Source organism: Nocardioides sp. Iso805N (genome assembly GCF_000364605.1).
In the GTDB taxonomy this organism is placed as follows: Bacteria; Actinomycetota; Actinomycetes; order Propionibacteriales; family Nocardioidaceae; genus Nocardioides.
In genome coordinates this window covers 75,863-93,197 of sequence record NZ_KB822579.1, presented here as the reverse complement: position 1 = coordinate 93,197, position 17,335 = coordinate 75,863, and the positions used below count along the sequence as shown (strand labels likewise).

The 17,335-nt window shown below is 71.2% G+C and carries 20 protein-coding genes and 1 riboswitch; of the genes, 3 read left to right on the top strand and 17 right to left on the bottom strand.

Features of this window, described 5'->3' with window-relative positions:
* Positions 1-165: 165 nt before the first annotated feature.
* The 7 genes from H036_RS0112445 to H036_RS0112415 form a co-directional block, all read right to left on the bottom strand.
* The gene (locus H036_RS0112445; RefSeq protein ID WP_198289968.1) at positions 166-1,320 is read right to left on the bottom strand and encodes a class I SAM-dependent methyltransferase; all 1,155 of its coding nucleotides are present in this window, start codon (positions 1,318-1,320) and stop codon (positions 166-168) included.
* Positions 1,321-1,467: 147 nt separating this feature from the next.
* The gene (locus tag H036_RS0112440) at positions 1,468-2,286 is read right to left on the bottom strand and encodes a hypothetical protein (protein WP_017935114.1); all 819 of its coding nucleotides are present in this window, start codon (positions 2,284-2,286) and stop codon (positions 1,468-1,470) included.
* A gap of 36 nt (positions 2,287-2,322) precedes the next feature.
* Positions 2,323-2,640: a hypothetical protein gene (locus H036_RS0112435; RefSeq protein WP_017935113.1), complete on the bottom strand. Its 318-nt coding sequence runs from the start codon at positions 2,638-2,640 to the stop codon at positions 2,323-2,325.
* Between the two features lie 38 nt (positions 2,641-2,678).
* Positions 2,679-3,017, bottom strand: coding sequence for a TraR/DksA family transcriptional regulator (locus tag H036_RS0112430; protein WP_017935112.1), 339 nt, complete (start codon positions 3,015-3,017; stop codon positions 2,679-2,681).
* A 79-nt stretch (positions 3,018-3,096) separates the two neighbouring features.
* On the bottom strand, positions 3,097-4,137 hold the full coding sequence (locus H036_RS0112425; protein WP_017935111.1) for an NAD(P)-dependent alcohol dehydrogenase: 1,041 nt from the start codon (positions 4,135-4,137) through the stop codon (positions 3,097-3,099).
* Positions 4,138-4,185: 48 nt separating this feature from the next.
* A complete protein-coding gene (locus tag H036_RS0112420; protein WP_017935110.1) occupies positions 4,186-4,596 on the bottom strand; it encodes a (R)-mandelonitrile lyase in 411 nt (136 codons plus the stop codon).
* Positions 4,593-5,066: a MerR family transcriptional regulator gene (locus H036_RS0112415; RefSeq protein ID WP_017935109.1), complete on the bottom strand. Its 474-nt coding sequence runs from the start codon at positions 5,064-5,066 to the stop codon at positions 4,593-4,595. Before H036_RS0112415 ends, H036_RS0112420 begins: the two co-directional genes overlap by 4 nt.
* A gap of 180 nt (positions 5,067-5,246) precedes the next feature.
* Here H036_RS0112415 and H036_RS0112410 point away from each other — a divergent pair, with 180 nt between their 5' ends.
* Positions 5,247-6,662 (top strand): MFS transporter, encoded by a 1,416-nt coding sequence (locus tag H036_RS0112410; protein WP_017935108.1) that lies wholly within the window; start codon positions 5,247-5,249, stop codon positions 6,660-6,662.
* 100 nt (positions 6,663-6,762) lie between these two features.
* Complete coding sequence (locus tag H036_RS0112405) at positions 6,763-6,957, top strand: DUF1059 domain-containing protein (RefSeq protein WP_017935107.1); 195 nt, start codon at positions 6,763-6,765, stop codon at positions 6,955-6,957.
* Positions 6,958-7,045: 88 nt separating this feature from the next.
* Here the strand turns inward: H036_RS0112405 and H036_RS22750 are convergent, their stop codons facing one another.
* The 3 genes from H036_RS22750 to H036_RS0112390 all read right to left on the bottom strand — a co-directional run bounded on the left by H036_RS22750 (position 7,046) and on the right by H036_RS0112390 (position 9,074).
* On the bottom strand, positions 7,046-7,384 hold the full coding sequence (locus H036_RS22750) for a transglycosylase family protein (RefSeq protein WP_017935106.1): 339 nt from the start codon (positions 7,382-7,384) through the stop codon (positions 7,046-7,048).
* Positions 7,384-7,531: riboswitch (cyclic di-AMP (ydaO/yuaA leader) on the bottom strand. It overlaps the preceding gene by 1 nt.
* A 101-nt stretch (positions 7,532-7,632) precedes the next feature.
* Positions 7,633-8,340, bottom strand: coding sequence for an alpha/beta hydrolase (locus tag H036_RS0112395; RefSeq protein ID WP_017935105.1), 708 nt, complete (start codon positions 8,338-8,340; stop codon positions 7,633-7,635).
* Positions 8,340-9,074: an alpha/beta hydrolase family protein gene (locus H036_RS0112390; protein ID WP_017935104.1), complete on the bottom strand. Its 735-nt coding sequence runs from the start codon at positions 9,072-9,074 to the stop codon at positions 8,340-8,342. The genes H036_RS0112395 and H036_RS0112390 overlap by 1 nt, the downstream gene beginning before the upstream one ends.
* A gap of 105 nt (positions 9,075-9,179) precedes the next feature.
* Between H036_RS0112390 and H036_RS0112385 the strand changes: the two genes are divergently transcribed.
* Complete coding sequence (locus H036_RS0112385; protein WP_017935103.1) at positions 9,180-10,118, top strand: S1C family serine protease; 939 nt, start codon at positions 9,180-9,182, stop codon at positions 10,116-10,118.
* A gap of 11 nt (positions 10,119-10,129) precedes the next feature.
* On the opposite strand, the gene H036_RS0112380 is transcribed toward H036_RS0112385, so the two are convergent.
* The 7 genes from H036_RS0112380 to H036_RS0112350 all read right to left on the bottom strand — a co-directional run bounded on the left by H036_RS0112380 (position 10,130) and on the right by H036_RS0112350 (position 17,270).
* Positions 10,130-10,543: a LapA family protein gene (locus tag H036_RS0112380; RefSeq protein WP_017935102.1), complete on the bottom strand. Its 414-nt coding sequence runs from the start codon at positions 10,541-10,543 to the stop codon at positions 10,130-10,132.
* A 160-nt stretch (positions 10,544-10,703) separates the two neighbouring features.
* Positions 10,704-11,249: a hypothetical protein gene (locus H036_RS0112375; RefSeq protein WP_157417334.1), complete on the bottom strand. Its 546-nt coding sequence runs from the start codon at positions 11,247-11,249 to the stop codon at positions 10,704-10,706.
* An 82-nt stretch (positions 11,250-11,331) separates the two neighbouring features.
* Positions 11,332-12,717, bottom strand: coding sequence for an FAD-binding oxidoreductase (locus H036_RS0112370; RefSeq protein ID WP_017935100.1), 1,386 nt, complete (start codon positions 12,715-12,717; stop codon positions 11,332-11,334).
* A 2-nt stretch (positions 12,718-12,719) separates the two neighbouring features.
* Positions 12,720-13,160 (bottom strand): DUF2269 family protein, encoded by a 441-nt coding sequence (locus H036_RS24450; RefSeq protein ID WP_017935099.1) that lies wholly within the window; start codon positions 13,158-13,160, stop codon positions 12,720-12,722.
* A gap of 150 nt (positions 13,161-13,310) precedes the next feature.
* Positions 13,311-14,687, bottom strand: a complete 1,377-nt coding sequence (locus tag H036_RS0112360; RefSeq protein WP_017935098.1) for a flavin monoamine oxidase family protein — start codon at positions 14,685-14,687, stop codon at positions 13,311-13,313.
* A complete protein-coding gene (speB, locus tag H036_RS0112355) occupies positions 14,684-15,781 on the bottom strand; it encodes an agmatinase (RefSeq protein ID WP_017935097.1) in 1,098 nt (365 codons plus the stop codon). Before speB ends, H036_RS0112360 begins: the two co-directional genes overlap by 4 nt.
* A 28-nt stretch (positions 15,782-15,809) precedes the next feature.
* Positions 15,810-17,270: an APC family permease gene (locus tag H036_RS0112350; protein WP_017935096.1), complete on the bottom strand. Its 1,461-nt coding sequence runs from the start codon at positions 17,268-17,270 to the stop codon at positions 15,810-15,812.
* Between the last annotated feature and the right edge of the window lie 65 nt (positions 17,271-17,335).

Sequence of the window (17,335 nt, the reverse complement as noted above, 5' to 3'; positions counted from 1 at the left end):
TCGGGTCCTCCCGCTGGGGATTCTTCCTGCGCGCCGAGACGATGCACGGGTGGCACATCGCGCTGGTGCGGCACTGGCGCGCCTACTTGGACGATCCCCGCCGCTACCTGCGCCACCTCGTCGACTGAGTCGCGGCTCGGTCGACGAGGCGGCACCGGTCACCCGTCAGGGGCGCAGCTCGAGCACCATGTTCACCGGCGTCTCGGTGGCACGGCGGAACCGGGTGAATCCGGCGAGCTCCGCGGCCTTCTGCAGCCGCCCCGGGCCTGCTTGAGCACCCAGCGCCGCGCCCACGTCCTGCGCGAGCGAGGAGGGCGTGCAGATCATGGTCGAGGCGGCGTAGAAGATCCGGCCGACAGGGTTGAGGTTGTCCGCCAGGGCATCGCCGGCGATCGGCTCGACCAGCATCACGGTGCCGTCCGGCGAGAGCGCCTCGCGGGCGTGCTTGAGCGCACCGACGGGGTCACCCATGTCGTGCAGGCAGTCGAAGAAGCAGATCAGGTCGTAGTCGGACCCTGGATAGGAGTCGGCCGCCGCGCGGATGAAGGCGGTGTTGCCGGCCACGCCCTGCTCCGCAGCATGCGCCGTCGCCCGCTCCACGGAAGCCTCGTGGTAGTCGAAGCCGAAGAACGACGATGCCGGATAGCGCGCGGCCATCACCGCTGTCGAGACGCCGTGGCCGCACCCGACGTCGGCGACCCGAGCACCCGCCGTCAGCGCATCGTGGACACCCTCCAGCGCCGGCAGCCACTCGTCGACCAGGTGGGTGCGGTAACCGGGCCGGAAGAACTGCTCGGTGCCGAGGAAGAGCTCGGGGTCGTGCTCGTGCCAGCCGAACCCCTGCCCGGCCTCCATCCGCTCCTCGATCTGCGGCAGGTCCTCATAGACCGAGCGCACGATGTGGTAGCCGCCGGCGAGGTAGGCCGGGCTGTCCTGGTCGGCGAAGATCATCGCCTGCTCGGGCGAGAGCCGGAAGGTGACGGCACCGGTGGAGTCGGTCTCGGTGTCGATGTTGCCGCTCGCGGCCTGCGCCGAGAGCCACTGGTCGGCGTACGGCGTGGGTACGCCGCACCTGGCGGCGAGCTCGGCCGCCGTGATCGGCTGGCCGTCGGCCAGCGCCGACCAGAAGCCGAGATCGGTGCCGAGGATGACCAGTGCGCCGTTGAGGGCCGCGCCGATGTCGGTGACCGCCTGAAAGACGAGCGCCTGCAGACGCTCCATGTCGAGTCCGGCTGGCGGTGGGCCGGACGCTGCTTCGGTGGGTGCTGCGGTGGGTGCTGCGGTCGGTGCTTGACCGGCCGCTGGGGTGGTCGATGACATGGAAGTCTCCTCGCTCCGGGGCGCCACGGCGGTTCGGTCGTGGAGTTCACAGCACGCTACGCCGATCGCCGATGGGCCAGAAGTGCCCGCGGACCAGCCCGGTGAGAATCCCTCATCGGGGGGAGACGCACGCGTCCCGGCGGATCGTCAGCGCCGCTGCTCGCATCGGGCGAGGTCGCGCTCGGGGTCGAAGAGGTCGATCGTCTGCAGGATCCAGAACACCGCGAACAGGGCCAGCAGCGAGATCTCCAGCCCGAGCAGCGCATAGGTCCAGGCGTGCAGCGCGGCGAAGACCACCACCGCCACCGCCATGCCCACCACGATCGCCCAGTACGCCGCGTCGAACCGCGTGCGACTCGGCTCCTGCTCGCGGGCGATCCGTCGCACGCCCCAGTCGGTGTTCAGCACCACGACTCCCGCGAACGGCACGAAGGTGGCCCCTGCCGCGAGCGCGTGGGCGTGCGCGGCGAAGGACTGCTTGTCGATCAGGATCCACGCCAGCCCGACCACCCAGGCGATCGCTGTCGCGATCAGCCCGAACTGACCCCACCGGCCGGGCCGGCTGGGTCGGCCGCCCGGTCGCCGTCGCAGGATCGCCACGAGGACGACGACGTACCCGACGGCGAGGACGGCCAGGAAGGTCAGGGCGTTGTTCTCGATCGCGGGTACGTCGGATGGGCGGCCTGCCTCCGGCGTCGGCACGAAGGCGACCATGGGGGCCGAGATCCCGGCCAGGTTGAGCAGGACGTCCTCGGCATCGGTGAAGCCTCGCAGCGCGATCAGACAGACCCCGATCGAGGCGAGCACGGCGATGAACACCGGGCCGGCGGCGGTGTAGTAGTAGCCGCTGATCGAGGTCTGCCAGCCCGTCCGCACCGTCTCGGCACCGACCGAGGTCGTCAGCGCGAGCAACAGGGCGAGCAGCGCGGACCGGACATAGCGGTACGTCGTGACCTCGGCCGACATGGTCCGACCGTAGCGGCTGGCCGCCTCGGGGACGTGCTAGTCGCGCCGGGCCTCGAGGCCCTGACGCCGCTCCTGCAGCCGCTGCTCGGCCGCGTCGGTGTAGGCCAGGCACGGTGCGTCGGCATCGGGGTGCTTCTGCTTGAGGTGGAAGATCCACCGGTCCATCGACGCCATGTAGCCGTTGTCCTCGCCGGGCCGGTAGGCCGACCAGGCGCGGTCACCCTTCACGGTGCACTCGGCGCAGCTGATCTTGTAGACGAACTGCTCGTCGGCGCCCAGGTCGATCTTGACCCTCGCCAGCGGGCCGGCCTCGGCCGCCGCCTTCCGTTCCCGAGCGGATCGGCTCGCCACCATGCTGCACCTCTGTTCGTGGTCGTCGGAGAGGTTGGATCCTACGTGGACGCACAGATGATGCACCTGCGGGCAGCGGGCCGAGCCTCCAGCCGGCCCTCGCCGATCGGACCGCCGCAGACCTCGCAGACGCCGTACGTGCCCGCGCTGAGCCGGTCGAGCGCGGCGTCGATCTCGACGAGGTTCCGCCGCGCCTGCCTGACCAGCGCATCGACCTGCGAGCGCTCGAACGCGATGGTCGCGCCCTCAGGATCGTGCTCGTCATCGGCGTTGGTATCGCGAGAGGCCGCGACGACGGCGTCGAAGTCGCTGGTCAGGTTCGCCAGCCGGCGCAGCGTCTGCGCTCGCTCGGCCTCGAGCCGGTCGCGGGCTCCCTCCATGGGTCCATGGTGACGCGGACCGGAAGGGAGCCCGGCGACCGAGGGTGTGGACTCGGCGCCCATTCCTACTGATTCGAGCTCATCGCAGCGTGCTGGCGTCGATCACGAAGCGGTATCGGACGTCGGAGGCGAGGACCCGCTCATAGGCATCGTTGATCTTCTCCGCCCCGATGACCTCGACCTCCGCCCCGATGCCGTGCTCGGCACAGAAGTCGAGCATCTCCTGGGTCTGCGCGATCCCGCCGATCGCCGACCCGGCGAAGGAGCGCCGACCACCGATGAGGGTGCCGACGCGTACGCCGAGCGCCTCCGGCGGCGCACCGACGTTCACCATGGTGCCGTCGACGGCGAGCAGCCGCAGGTAGGCGTTGAGGTCGATGCTCGCGCTGACGGTGTTGACGATCAGGTCGAACCGACCGGCGAGCTGCTCGAACGTGTCGGGGTCGGACGTCGCGTAGTAGTGGTCCGCGCCGAGGCGGAGGCCGTCCTCCTGCTTCTTAAGCGACTGGGAGAGCACCGTCACCTCGGCGCCCAGGGCGTGGGCGAGCTTGACGCCCATGTGGCCGAGGCCGCCGAGCCCGACGATGGCCACCTTCTTGCCCGGGCCGGCGCCCCAGTGACGCAGCGGCGAGTAGGTGGTGATGCCGGCGCACAGCAGCGGTGCGGCGGCCGCCGGGTCGAGGCCGTCGGGCACCGAGAGCACGAAGTCGGCGTCGACCACGACGTGGGTCGAGTAGCCGCCCTGCGTGGTGGTGCCGTCGCGGTCGGTGCCGGCGTAGGTCGGCGTCATGCCGCTCAAGCAGTACTGCTCCTCGCCGCGACGGCAGCTGGCGCAGGTGCCGCAGGAGTTGACCATGCAGCCGACCCCGACCCGGTCACCGACATGGTGCCGGTCGACGTCGGCGCCCACCTGGGTCACCCTTCCGACGATCTCGTGGCCAGGGACGACCGGGAACGGCTGCGGGCCCCAGTCGCCGTTCACGGTGTGGATGTCGGAGTGGCAGATTCCGGCGTACTCGATCTCGATCAGGACGTCGTTGGGGCCGACGTCGCGGCGCTCGATGGTGGTCGGGGCCAGCGGCTCTCCGGCCGCGGGCGCTGCATAGGCGTTCACGCGCATCAACAGGGTCTTCCTTCGTTTGTGGTGGTGGTCAGAGGCGTACGACGCTCAGGCGCCGTACTCCTGGTCGGTCACGTGCTCGAGCCAGGTCACGACCTGGCCGTCCTGGTCGGCCTCCTGGATCGCCACGTGGGCCATGAAGCGGTCCGCGGTGGCGCCGTGCCAGTGCTCCTCGTTCGGCTCGATGTAGACGATGTCGCCGGGGCGGATCTCCTGCACGGTGGTCTCCCCGGACGCGCCGCCTCGCCGTGCGACGTACCCGATGCCGTCGGTGACGTAGAGGGTCTGGCCCTTGGGGTGGTGGTGCCAGGCCGTGCGTGCGCCGGGGGTGAACCGCACGTGGGCGCAGCCGACCGAGGACTGCCCGTCCGGGTTGCGGATCCCGTCGATGTAGACGGTGCCGGTGAACCAGTCCGCGGGTCCTGTGGCGGTCTGGCCTCCGCTCTTGGTGAGCTTCAACGTCTCTCCTCGTTCCTCTTGGTCTGCTTCAGCTGGTCGGCGAGCGCGTAAGCCTCGTCCGACAGCGCCGCCGCATGAGCCTGGTCGCCGGCGTCGATCGCGTTCCAGTAACCGATCTTGAGCTGGACGTAGCGCTGCCGCAGTGCGACCTGCTCGGCCTCGATCGCGAGCCGCCGCTCCTGCTGCTCCAGCAGCTCGACCTGCTCGCGGGCCTTGGCCGCGCCGTGGCCGCCGTTCGAGATGTAGGTGCGCATGTCGCTGACCGACATGCCGGTCGCCGCCAGGCAGGCCACCCACATCAGCTGGTCGAGGTCATCCTCGCCGTAGACCCGGTGCCCGCTGCTCGCGCCCCGGCTGATCGGGGCGATCACGCCGATCGACTCGTAGTAGCGCAGCGTGCTGGCCGGGAGGCCGATGAGGGCGGCCGTCTCCTTGATCGTGTAGCTGTGCTGGGTGGTCCTGGTGCTCACGTCATCGACCGTAGGAACTTCAAGTACTTGAAGTCAAAGGGCTCAAGGACGTGGTGTGGGCAAGCGCACTCCGGCGACGCGGCCGTCGCCTCACCCGGTCAGTTAGCATTGCTAACGATGATGACGAACCTGACTGCCCCGAAGAACGACGCAGCAGGCGCCCGTCGCAGGAGCCGCCAGATGAGAACGCCCAAGGGCCTCGTCTTGGCCATCTGCTGCTGCAGCCTGCTGATCGTCTCGATGGACGCGACGGCGGTGAACGTGGCCCTGCCGGCCATCCGCGCCGACCTCGACACCACCGTCTCCACGCTGCAGTGGACGATCGACGGCTACACCCTGGCGATCGCGAGCTTCCTGCTGCTCGGCGGCGCGACGGCAGACCGGGTCGGGCGACGCCGGATCTTCCAGGTCGGCCTGACGGTCTTCGGTCTGGCCTCGCTGCTGTGCAGCCTCGCGCCCAACGTCGAGACGCTGATCGTGGCCCGCATCATCCAGGGCATCGGCGGCTCGATGCTGAACCCGGTGGCGATGTCGATCATCACCAACACCTACACCGACCGGCGCGAACGCGCCCGCGCCGTGGGCGTCTGGGGCGCCGTGGTCGGCGTCTCGATGGGCTTCGGACCGCTGGTCGGCGGCCTGCTCACCGAGCACGTCAGCTGGCGCGCCATCTTCTGGATCAACGTGCCGATCGCCCTGGTGGCGGTGATCCTGTGCCAGTTCTTCGTGCCGGAGTCCCGCGCAGCACGTCCGCGCCGGATCGACCCGTTCGGCCAGACCCTCACGATCGTGCTGCTCGCCAGCCTCGTCTACGCACTCATCGAGGCGCCCGAGGCAGGCTGGGGCTCGCCGCGGATCGTGGTGCTGCTGGTAGTCGCCGTACTCGCCGCGATCAGCCTGGTCGTCGTCGAGCGCCGCGTCGCCGAGCCGTTCCTGGACATCCGGTTCTTCCGTAGCGTGCCGTTCTCCTCGGCCACGCTGACCGCGCTGATCGCCTTCGCGGCCTACGGCGCGTTCCTCTTCGTCAACGCGCTCTACCTCCAGCAGGTCCGTGGCCTCTCGCCCTTCGAGGCCGGCCTGCGGATGCTGCCACTCGCCCTGACCATCCTGGTCGCCTCGCTCGCGTCCGGCCGGCTGGTCTCGCGCTTCGGCACCCGTCCGTCGCTGGTGTTCTCCGGCGCGATGCTCGCCCTGAGCGGCATCAGCCTGAGCTTCCTGACGGCGGACACCTCGTGGGCCCTGATCGCGGCGGCCTACGTGCTCTTCGGGCTCGGCTTCGGCGCCATCAACGCACCGATCACGAACACCGCCGTCTCCGGAATGCCGATCTCCCAGGCCGGTGTCGCGGCTGGCGTCGCCTCCACCTGCCGCCAGACCGGTACGGCGATCGGCGTCGCCCTGGCCGGCACCCTGACCGGAGCCGGCGCCGCGTCGAACCTGGGGCCGTCCTTCGCCACCGCCACCCACCCGCTGTGGTGGATGGTCACCGGCGTCGGCATCGGCGTGCTGGTGCTCGGCATCGTCGCCAGCACACGCTGGGCGCACCGCTCCACCGAGCAGGTGAGCCTGCTCCTCGAGGAGCCGGTCGCGGCCTGAGCGGCGCATGCTCGCCTGACGCTCCGGCCGGCTGCATCAGCCGGTGCACGAGCGTAGATTTGGCGCGTCGCCTGTCGCTCAGGCGACGCAGGAGGAAGTCATGAGTCGCAAGATGATCGACTGTCGCGCCGTACCCAACGAGGTCGGTTGCACCCTCACGATCGCCGGCGAGGAAGAGGAAGTCCTCGACGCCGCCGTCGACCACGCCATCGCCAAGCACGGACACGCGCCCGACCCGGACCTGCGCGAGCAGCTGCGCGGGGCGCTGCAGGATGCGGAGGTGGCACTGGCCTGAGCAGACCGCCCGGGCAGCGGCGTTGGGCCGGCGGACTCCGCCGACCCAACACCACCCACCACGCCGTCGGCGGGCCTCCGGCTGAGCCTCAGCGCACGCCGATGCGCGCCGAGCAGGCCGGCCAGGCTCCCCAGCCCTGGTGGGCCTTGATCCGGTTGGCGATCTTGATCTGCTGGTGCTTGCTCGCCCGGTGCGGCAGCGAGGCGAAGTGCCGGCCGCCGTAGGCGCGCCAGGTGCCGGCGCTGATCTGCAGGCCGCCGTAGTAGCCGTTGCCGGTGTTGACGTGCCAGCGGCCGCTGGACTCGCAGTTGGCGAGCCGCTGCCAGGTGTGCGCCGTGACGGCGGAGCTGGGCGCGGCGGTGGCGACGATCGGAACGATGGTGGCCGCCGTCAGGGCAGCCGCGGACGCAAGGGTGCGCATGCGCATGGATATCTCCTGCGCGCCTGCGGAGTTAGCTGTCGGGTTCGGGCGCAAGATGCCCGGCCGCGCAGTGCGCGCGGCTTCACCCCAAGGGTCGTCAGACCCGCAATTCCTGGGTCCCCCGCTCCTGCCCGAACAGGTCGGTGTCCACCACCGCACGGGACAGGACTCGGCGTCGCGCGGCAGCCGCCCCGGAGGTCCCAGGACCCCCCGAGCGTAGGCAGACCCGGTGGGCGGAGGTCAATTCGGGAGCGTCAGCCGCGCGCCGGATCCGGTGCGGTCCCGACCTCTCCCGCGTACGCCGCCAGCCGCTCGGCGAGCGCACCCGGACGACTCAGCGCCGGCGTGTGGCCGCCGTCGATCTCGTCGGGGGTGATGCCCAGGCGGTCGCGGGCCACCCGACGTACGAACGCAGCGGGCACCAAGCGGTCCTCGCGAGCCAGCAGCACCCGTGTGGGCATGTCCGGCCAGGCCTGCAGGGGCGACGGTTCCCCCAGCCGGGCGCCGGACTGGACCCGCGAGCGGCGGAACGCCTCGGCGGTCAGCTCCGGCGCCACGTCGTGGCAGAACAGCTCGACGGGGTCGTCGTACCGCTCGCGCGGCTCGTCCTCATACCCGGTGTCAGCCCAGTAGTCCGCCGGCGCCTCGCCGGGTGCGGGGATCATGGGCGCGACCAGCACCATCAGCCGCGCGGGCAGCTGCGCGGGCAGCCGCTCGCAGACCAGCGGCGCGACGAATCCGCCGAGTGACTGGCCGACCACGACCAGCTCGGTGCTCTGCCCCAGGGTGGCGACGGTCGCCGCGACGACGGCATCGGCGTAGTCGCCCAGATCCGCCGCGTCGTCCTCGCAGGGCAGGTCCGGCGCGACCGTGTCGTGCCCCCTCGCCCGCAGCTCGGCCTCGACGAGGTGCCAGTACCAGCCGACATCACCCGCGCCGTGGATCAGCGCGAAGCCCGCCATCAGGCCACCTGGGAGAGCACGTCGAGAAGACGCCCGAAGGCGGCGGACGCCGGGTCGATCAGGTCGTAGTGGTCGGCCTCTGCGAGCACCTGGAGCCCGGCTCGCGGGTTGGCGGTGGCGTAGGAGACGCTCACCGCAGGCGGTACGACGTCGTCAAGCGCACCGTGCAGGATCTCGACCTGGGTGCTCGGCGCTTCGAGCCGGACCGGGTCGAGATCGGCGCGCTCCTCGGGGCCGACGCCGAGGAACGCCTCCACCGCGCCCGTCCCGAGGCCGTCGCGGTGCGCGAGCACCAGGTCGGCGACAGGCGCCAGCGCGAGGGTCAGCCGCAGGTCGGCGACGGGCGCGACCGCGGCTGACCAGAGCGCCAGGTGACCGCCGGCGGAGTGGCCGAGCACGATGACACCCGAGGGCCGACGGCCGACCAGCTCGGGCAGCGCCGCCAGCGCGGCCCGTACGTCACCGGTCGTCACGTCGGGGCGGCCGGGCAGCCGGCGATATTCCGGCACGACCACCGACCAGCCGGCGTCCCGCAGCGCGGCCGCGAGCTGCCGGGTGTGCGTCCTGTCGGTGCGCGGGCGCCAGAAGCCACCGTGCAGCATCACCAGCAGCGGCCGGTCGTCCGCGCCGGCCGCGAGCCACAGGTCCGCCACCTGATCGGGATCGGTGCCGTAGGCACCCTGGGCATCGGGTTCGGGACCGGGCTCGGTGAGGATCGCAGGATCGGCGCTCATGGGTCCCAATCTGTCACGTGCCGGCGCGGCACCCCGCGTGCGCCCGCGCCCGTTCGCCGTGAGAGAACCGCGGAATCCGCACCCGCCCCTGGTCGTTGACCCGGCATGTCGACCGGTCCCGGCGACGGCGCACTCGACGCCTACTCGTCCATCGTCACCTCCGTGGCGGCGCAGCTCACGCCACGGGTCGCCGCGCTGCGCATCCGCTCCTGTCGCGGAGAGGCCGCCGGATCGGCGGTCGTCCTGACCGGTGAGGGCCACCTGCTCACCAATGCGCACGTGGTGGGCGACGCCGACGGCGGCAACGCGGAGTTCGGCGACGGAACCATCGCCCGCTTCGACGTCATCGGCAGGGACCCGCTCTCGGACCTGGCGGTCGTGCGCACGGACCGCCAGGTCATCGGACCGCCGGAATACGGCGACGCCGACCGGCTTCTCGTCGGCTCGCTGGTGGTGGCCGTGGGCAACCCGCTCGGGCTGGCTGGCACCGTCACGGCGGGCGTGGTCAGCGCGCTCGGCCGCAGCATGCCCGCCCGCTCCCGCACCTCGGCACGGTTGATCGAGGACGTCATCCAGACCGACGCCGCGCTCAACCCGGGCAACTCCGGCGGAGCGCTCGCCGACAGTCGCGGCCGGGTCGTCGGCATCAGCACCGCCGTGGCCGGAGTCGGCCTCGGCCTCGCCGTACCGATCAATGCGACGACGCACCGGATCATCCACGCCCTCGTCCACGACGGGCGGGTACGCCGTGCCTACCTCGGTCTGGTCAGCACGCCCGCCCCGCTCACGCCCGCGCAGTCCGAGCGGTTCGGCCAGCGGTACGCGCTGCGCGTCGTCGAGGTCATCGAATCCAGCCCCGCGGCCGCCGCCGGTCTGCATGCCGGCGACCTGGTCCTCGCGGTCGACGGCGACCCCCTCGGCGACGCGCAGTCCTTGCAGCGGCGGCTGTTCGCCGACGCGATCGGGCAGCGGCTCGAGATCACCGTGCTGCGCAACGGCGCGCTGGTGGACGCGGTGGCGCTGCCCGCCGAGCTGGCGGACTGACCTGCCCCTGATCAGCGAGCGCGCTTGGCCTCCCGCTTCACGCGTCGGCGCAGCTGCCAGATCCGCAGCGTGCCGGCGATCGCGGCGAGCAGCAGCCCGGCGACGGTGGCGATCAGCAGCGCGACGGCGAGCGGCGTCTCGCCCTGCCACCCGAGGAAGGAGACGGTCACCCGATGGGTGTTCTGCGCGATGAAGATGATGAGCAGCACCAGCACCACGCCCAGCGCGACCACCGAGACCCACGCGCGGCCCGTCCGCGAGGAGCGCAGCGGGTCAGGTCCGCGCTCCTCTGTCAGGTCGGCGCCCGGCGGAGGCTCGAGCGGCGGGGTGTCGAGCGGCGGGGTGTCGAGCGGCGAAGTGCTGCTCGGCAGGGTCGTTCCGGGCTCGGGCGGCTGCTCGGTGGGTCGTAACGGCGGCTCGGTCATAAGGATGAAGTACCCAGCGGGGCCACTGAGCGAGTGTTCCTGCGGCCTCGGATTCCTCGGCGCCTCGTGTCAGTCCGGATCGACCAGGCGAAATCTGTACGGCGGAACACCGCGGTCGTCTCACGCCTCGGCGTACGCCGAGGCGTGGGACATCCAGCTCTCAGTCCGCCGTGGCACCGACATCCACCGGTCGGCGCAGTCGACACGCGGCCCGCAGGTCCGAGCGCACCAGCAGCCAGCTCACCACCATCACCGCGATCGGCAACGCGGTCTCGAGGAGCGACCAGCCCACGCCACCGAGGCCGTTCGAGTCCGGCGTCCCCATCGAGGTGTCCACCACCCCCACCAGACCGACGCCGAACGACGCGATCGGGCCGCCTAGGCTCGTCAGGCCGAAGGCCAACGCTCGCCACCAGCTGCGCCGTCCGAGCGCGAGGTACACGGACCCAAGCACGGCTCCCACGAGCACCGCGGGGACCGCGTAGATCCAGAGCAGGAAAACGATGACCCCGAGCCACTCGGGGACCGGTGCACTCAGAGCGCCGTCGCGGCTCCAGTGCTGAAGGTCCCGGTAGTTCAGCCAGGCCTGCCACAGCTCGGTGCCGCCAGAGAGCGCGGCGATCAGTGCCCACGACCCGATCAGGACCAGCGCGACCGTCGCCGCCTCGGGCGACATCCGCGGCTTCGGGGCGAGTGAGTCCGGCACAGCAGGCAGTATGGCGGCGGGCTGCGCCGCTCGCCCCGGATTCCCCGATTCTTCGGCTCCCGATCCCGCGACGAGGCCTGCGTCAGACGATCGCCTTGCCGGGGTTGAGGATGCCGTGCGGATCGAGCGCGTCCTTCACGGCACGCTGCATCGCCACCACCGGTGCGGAGAGCTCACGCCCCAGACCGGCGCGCTTGAGCAGGCCGACGCCGTGCTCCCCCGTCACCGTGCCTCCCAGGTCCAGGGCATCGGCGAGGATCACCTCGAACGCCTCCTGCGCACGCTCCCGCTCGGCTTCGTCGCCCGGCGCGGTGATGAGCAGCGGGTGCAGGTTGCCGTCGCCGGCGTGCGCGATGTTGGCGATCCGTACGTCGAAGGACGCGGCACTCGCCTGGATCCGGGCCAGCATCTCGGGCACCGCACCGACCGGCACGCACACGTCCTCGGTGAGGACGGGCCCGAGCCGCTCCAGTGCCGGATAGGCCAGCCGCCGGGCGGCGAAGAGCGCCTCCGACTCCTGGGCGTCGGCCGAGACGGCCACGAAGCTCGCGCCACTCTCCTCGAAGCACCGCTGCATCAGCGCCGCCTCCGCTGCACCGTCCGCACCCGGCGTGTCCGTCCGTCCCAGCAGCACCATCTCGGCCTCGGTGCTCAGGCCCATCTGCTTCCAGGCATCGACTGCCTCGAGGCAGGTGCGATCCACCAGCTCCAGTGCCGACGGCACGACGCCGGAGGCCAGCGTGGCCGCCACCGCCTCACCCGCGGCCGTGATCGAGGAGAAGTAGCCCGCAATGGTGCGCTCCTCGGGGCGGGCCGGCCGCAGCCGCACCGTCACCTCGGTGACGATGCCGAGCGTGCCCTCCGAGCCGACCAGCAGCGACCTGAGGTCGTAGCCGCCGACGCCCTTCGCCGTACGCCGGCCGAGCCGGACGACCTCACCGGTGCCCGTGACGACCTCGAGCTCGCGAACGTAGTCGCCTGTGACGCCGTACTTCACGCAGCACAGGCCGCCGGCGTTGGTGGCGACGTTGCCGCCGATGCTCGACCACGGGGCGCTGGCCGGATCGGGCGGATACCAGAGGCCGCGCTCGGCCACGGCCTCCCGCAGGTGGTCGTTGATGACGCCCGGCTGCACGACCGCCAGCTTCTCCTGCTGGTCGATCTCCAGGACGCGGTCCATCCGCTCCAGGGAGAGCACCACCGAGCCGCTCAGTGCGTTCGCGCCGCCGGACAGACCGGTGCCCGAGCCACGCGGCACGATCGCCACCCGATGGGCGATGCAGAGCTCGACGAGCACGCGGACGTCCTCGGTGGAGCGGGCGCGCACCACTGCCAGCGGCAGCGCGTACGCCGCCCACTCGGCCTCGTCGTGCGCGTACCGCTCCATCGCGGCGGGATCGGTGAGGACCACCTCGCCCAGGCGCTCGTGCAGCTGTGCGAGGAAGTCCTCCGCGGCCAGGGCGGTCATGCTCAGTGACCGGGCTGGTACACCATCAGGAAGACGATCACGACGAACAGGATGCCAGTGATGCCGCCGGCGGCCGCGACCTTGCCGACCAGCGCGGGCGCGGACTCGACGTCCGTCGCGGCCTTGTCCAGGGTCGGGACGACGACGAACAGGGCCAGCACCGCAGCGACCAGCCACAGCAGCAGCGAGAGCCAGATCCAGACCTCGCCGAAGCTGGCGACCTTCTCGTGGGTGTAGGGCGACTTGGCGGACATCAGGCCGAAGCCCAGGACGACCACCGCCACCGAGGCGAATCCGTAGATCGTGCACATCCGCGAGGTCAGCTTGATCGCGGCGGCGTCCTTCTGCCGCAGGCCGCGCGAGGCGGTGGTGGCGGCGTGGACGAGAGGGCCGATCGCGAAGACAGCCGCGACCAGGTGGAGGGCGAGCAGCACCTTGTACATGCGGGTGAGGCTACGCGCCCGGGTCCGGGCGGTGTGCGAGGGCCCCACCGCCGCGTGCGGCACTCCCCCGGAACGCCGACAGCGGCACCCCGGCCGAGCCGGGATGCCGCTGTCGGGTGCGGCTGTCGGGACGGAGCGATCAGACCGTGATCAGGCCTCCGCGAGAAGGCGTGCCGCGATCTCGCCGCCGACCCGGATCGCGCCGTCGACGTGCTGGAAGCCGAGCCCTGCGACGTCGCTGCTGCCGAAGTCGAGCGCGCCGAGCGGCTCGCGGAGCTTCGCGCCGTACCGGCTGAGGCCACCCAGGTCGAAGCTGGTGCCGTACGCGCCACCGGTCAGCTCCTGGTGCTGCCAGTCACTCTCGTGGAAGACCAGCGGCGCCAGCGCCTGCTCGCCGAAGTAGGAGGCAACCGAGACGAGGATGCGCTCGCGACGCTCCTCGGCACTGAGCCGGCCGACCTCGTCGGCGTTGAGCCCAGCGACGAAGCCGACCAGGAAGCCGCGCTCGTCGCCGTCGGGCGTGTTGTCGTAGACCTCGTGCATCAGCTGGTAGGGACCGAAGCCGGTGCCGCTGAGCCCCTGCTCGCGCCAGAACGGCGTCGGGTAGACGATCTGCACCTTGAGCACCAGACCGAACGACTGGTGCTCGCGTGCCATCCGGTGCTCGGCGGGGAGCTCCGGGGTGAACCGGATCCGGCGTACGACCGTCGGCGGCACCGCCAGGATGACGTGGCGCGCCTCGAAGGTCTCGCCGTCCACGTGCACGACCGCACCGTCCTCGCGCCACTCGATGCGGGTCACGTCGGCGTCGACCCTGACCCGGTCGCCGAGCCGCTCGGCCAGCGTCCGCGGGACGGTCGCCAGACCACCGGCGACACGTCGGTCGAGGATGAAGTCGGCGTCGACCAGGTTGCTGAACGATCCGGCGCTGGCGGCCATCAGGATCGCCTGCAGCGCGGAGAACGCGTGCGACGGCTTGGTCAGCATCGCCGGGCCGACGTAGAGGGCGACGTTGTCGCAGGCCTCCTCGTCGTCGCACTGCTCACGCAGCCAGGCGCTGAACGAGACGCTGTCCAGGTGGGCGGCGTCGGGGTGCTCCCAGGGCCGGTCCGGGTCCATCTCCGCGACCAGCCCGTCGAGGGTCTTGGTCAGCTGCTCGATCGCCGCGTTGGTCTCCTCGGAGACCGGCAGGTCCTCGGTGAACCGACGGGCCTCGCCGCGACGATCGACGTAGAGCGACTCGCCGGCGCGGTAGCGGGAGAACATCTCCAGCCCGAGCTCCTCGATCATCCCGAGCAGCGCGGTCTGGTCCGGAGAGACCCACTGACCGCCGACCTCGAACTCAGCCTCGTGCTGGACCGCCTCGCCCTGGGTGTGCACCTCGTTGAGCAGGCGCCCGCCGATCCGGTCGCGCGCCTCGAGGACGAGTACGTCGCGTCCGGCCTGGGTCAGTCGGTACGCCGCGGTCAGGCCGGTCACGCCGGCTCCGACGACGATCACGTCATGGGTGCTCGTGGGGGTGGTCATCGGGATGCTCCGTTCGTTGCTGTGCTCGTCGTCGTGCTGGTTGCTGGTGCGGCGGCCGTGGCCAGGCCGCGCCGAGACGTGGTGCGCCCGGCGAGAAGGGGAAGGCTGGGATCCCAGCGGGTGCCGTCGCGCTGGTCGCGCTTGCGCCGGGCGATGCCCGACAGCGCCTCCAGCACCACCCGGTTCGCCAGGAACGAGGTGATGTCGGCGTGGTCGTAGGGCGGTGAGACCTCGACAACGTCGATGCCGACGACGGGGAGCTCGTAGGCGATCCGGCGGACGGAGTCGAGGAGCTGACGGGCGGTGAGGCCGCCGGGCTCCGGCGTACCGGTGCCGGGGGCGTGCCCCGGGTCGCAGACGTCGATGTCGACGGAGAGGAAGACGCCGTCGCACTCGTCGGTGGCGATCTCGAAGGCCTCGGTCAGGCAGTCGTCGAGGCCGCGGTGCACGATCTCGGTCATCTCATAGGACCTCATGCCCTGCTCCGCCATCCAGTCCAGCGTCTCCGGACCTGGCCAGTACCCACGCAGGCCCATCTGCAGGAAGCGATCCCCCCGCAGCGCACCGGACTCGATCAGCCGACGCATCGGCTGACCGTGCCCGACCAGCGCGCCGAACTCGATGTCGCCGGTGTCGGCGTGGGCGTCGAAGTGGATCATCGAGACCCGGCCCTGGCCGTAGTGCTGGGCCACACCGGCGGCGTCGGGCCAGGCGATGGTGTGATCACCGCCGAGGATCAGCGGGATGGCGCCGTTGCTGGCGACGGCGTGAACCGCCTCCTGGAGGTCGCGCACCGAGCGCTCCGCGTCGCCGGAGAACATCTCGACGTCGCCGGCATCCAGCACCCGCAGGTCCTGGAGTGCGTCGACCCGCATCGCCAGCGAGGGGCGCGAGCCGTCGTGGGCCAGGTAGCAGGTCTGCCGGATGAACTGCGGGCCGAACCGGGTGCCGGCGCGGTGCGAGGCGCCGCCGTCGAACGGAGCGCCCAGGATGACCACGTCGGCCTCGGCGTACGTCGACGGGTCGCTCCAGTCGCACCGCTCGACGCCGAGGAAGGTGATGTCCGGGCCGAACTGGGGGCCGTAGCGGACCATGGGTGTGCTCCTTCGCTGGGAGTGCGGGTCAGGCGCCGACGGTGGCCGGGCCGGCCATGTCTGAGGATGCGCCGGAGGATGCGTCGGAAGGATCGGTGGTGCCGTCCGACGGGTCGAGCACCACGAAGCGGTCGTGCGGCCGCCGGGCGAGGTAGAAGGCGTAGTAGGTCATCGCGACCACGACGAGGACTGCCGTGGCGAGCAGGTCCGAGCGCGAGGACCCGAACACGGCGTACCCGACGGCGATGATCACGAGCAGCGGCGCGACCGGCCACAGCGGCATCCGCCAGCTGGCCACCGTCGACGGCGTCAGCCGTACCCGCAGCGATGCCACCGCGACGACGACGTACATGATCGCCAGGACGACGGCGGTGATGCCCAGCAGGGACTCGACGTTGACCGCGTAGGCGAGCACGGCACCCGGTACGCCGACGGCCAGGGTCGCCAGCCAGGGGGTGCCGAACCGCGGGTGCAGGCGGGTGAGGGTCTCGTTGACCACGGCCGGCCAGCAGCGGTCGCGGGCGGAGGCGAAGACGACGCGGCCGTTCTGCAGCACCATCACGATGACGGCGTTGAGGATCGCGATCGCGATGGTCACGTTGATCGCCACGCCGATGCCCTGACCGCCCCACTCGTGCACGAACTCCGAGAAGTTGCCGGTCGCGAGGTCGCTCACGTTGCCGACGGCCAGCACGGTGGTGATGGTGGGGACCAGGATCACCAGCGCGCCCAGGCCGAGAGAGGCGAAGACCACCCGCGCAACGTTGCGCCGCGGGTCGATGACCTCCTCGGCGAGGTAGGCGGCGGTGTTGAACCCGCTGACCACGAAGGTGCCGACGGCCAGACCCGAGATCAGCATCGCGACCGTGAACGGCTCCAGTCCGTGCGCACCCACGACGTGCGGGGCGATCAGCTCGCCGGGACCCCGGTGGAGGTGGGTCAGACCGAGCACCGTGACCACGATGGCGGCCAGGATCTCCAGGCCCAGGAAGATGCCGGTGACGAACGCGTTGGACTTGACGTCCAGGATCGCGGTGGCGGTGGCGATCAGCATCACGACCGCGCCGGTGGCGGCGCGCGGCAGGTGCACGATGTCGCTCAGGTAGTCGGCGGTGCCCAGCGCGATGATCGGCGGGATCACCCACAGCTGGATCGCCGCGAGGGCGAAGGTCAGCCAGCCAGCCGCCTTGCCGAGGGTCTGGGTGACCATCGCGTACTCGCCGCCGGAGCTGGCGGTGCGGGTGCCGAGCTCGGCGTAGCAGGCGCCGACGGCCACCGAGACCAGGATGCCGGCGACGATGGTGAGGACCGCGCCGCTGCCCTGCGTGTTGAGCACCTGCGGAACGATGATGAAGAGACTGGAGGCGGGTGTGATGCACGAGAGCACCAGGAGCACCGCCGTGCCGGGGCCGAGCACGCGGGCGAGCCTGCGCTCGGCCTCGATCGGCGCGACCGCCTCGTCGGCGGACAGGATGGTGGAATCGGTCATGGACCGGGGCCTCCTCAACAGACGTTTGAACGTCATTCAAACTTTTGAACGGTATTCAAAGTGAC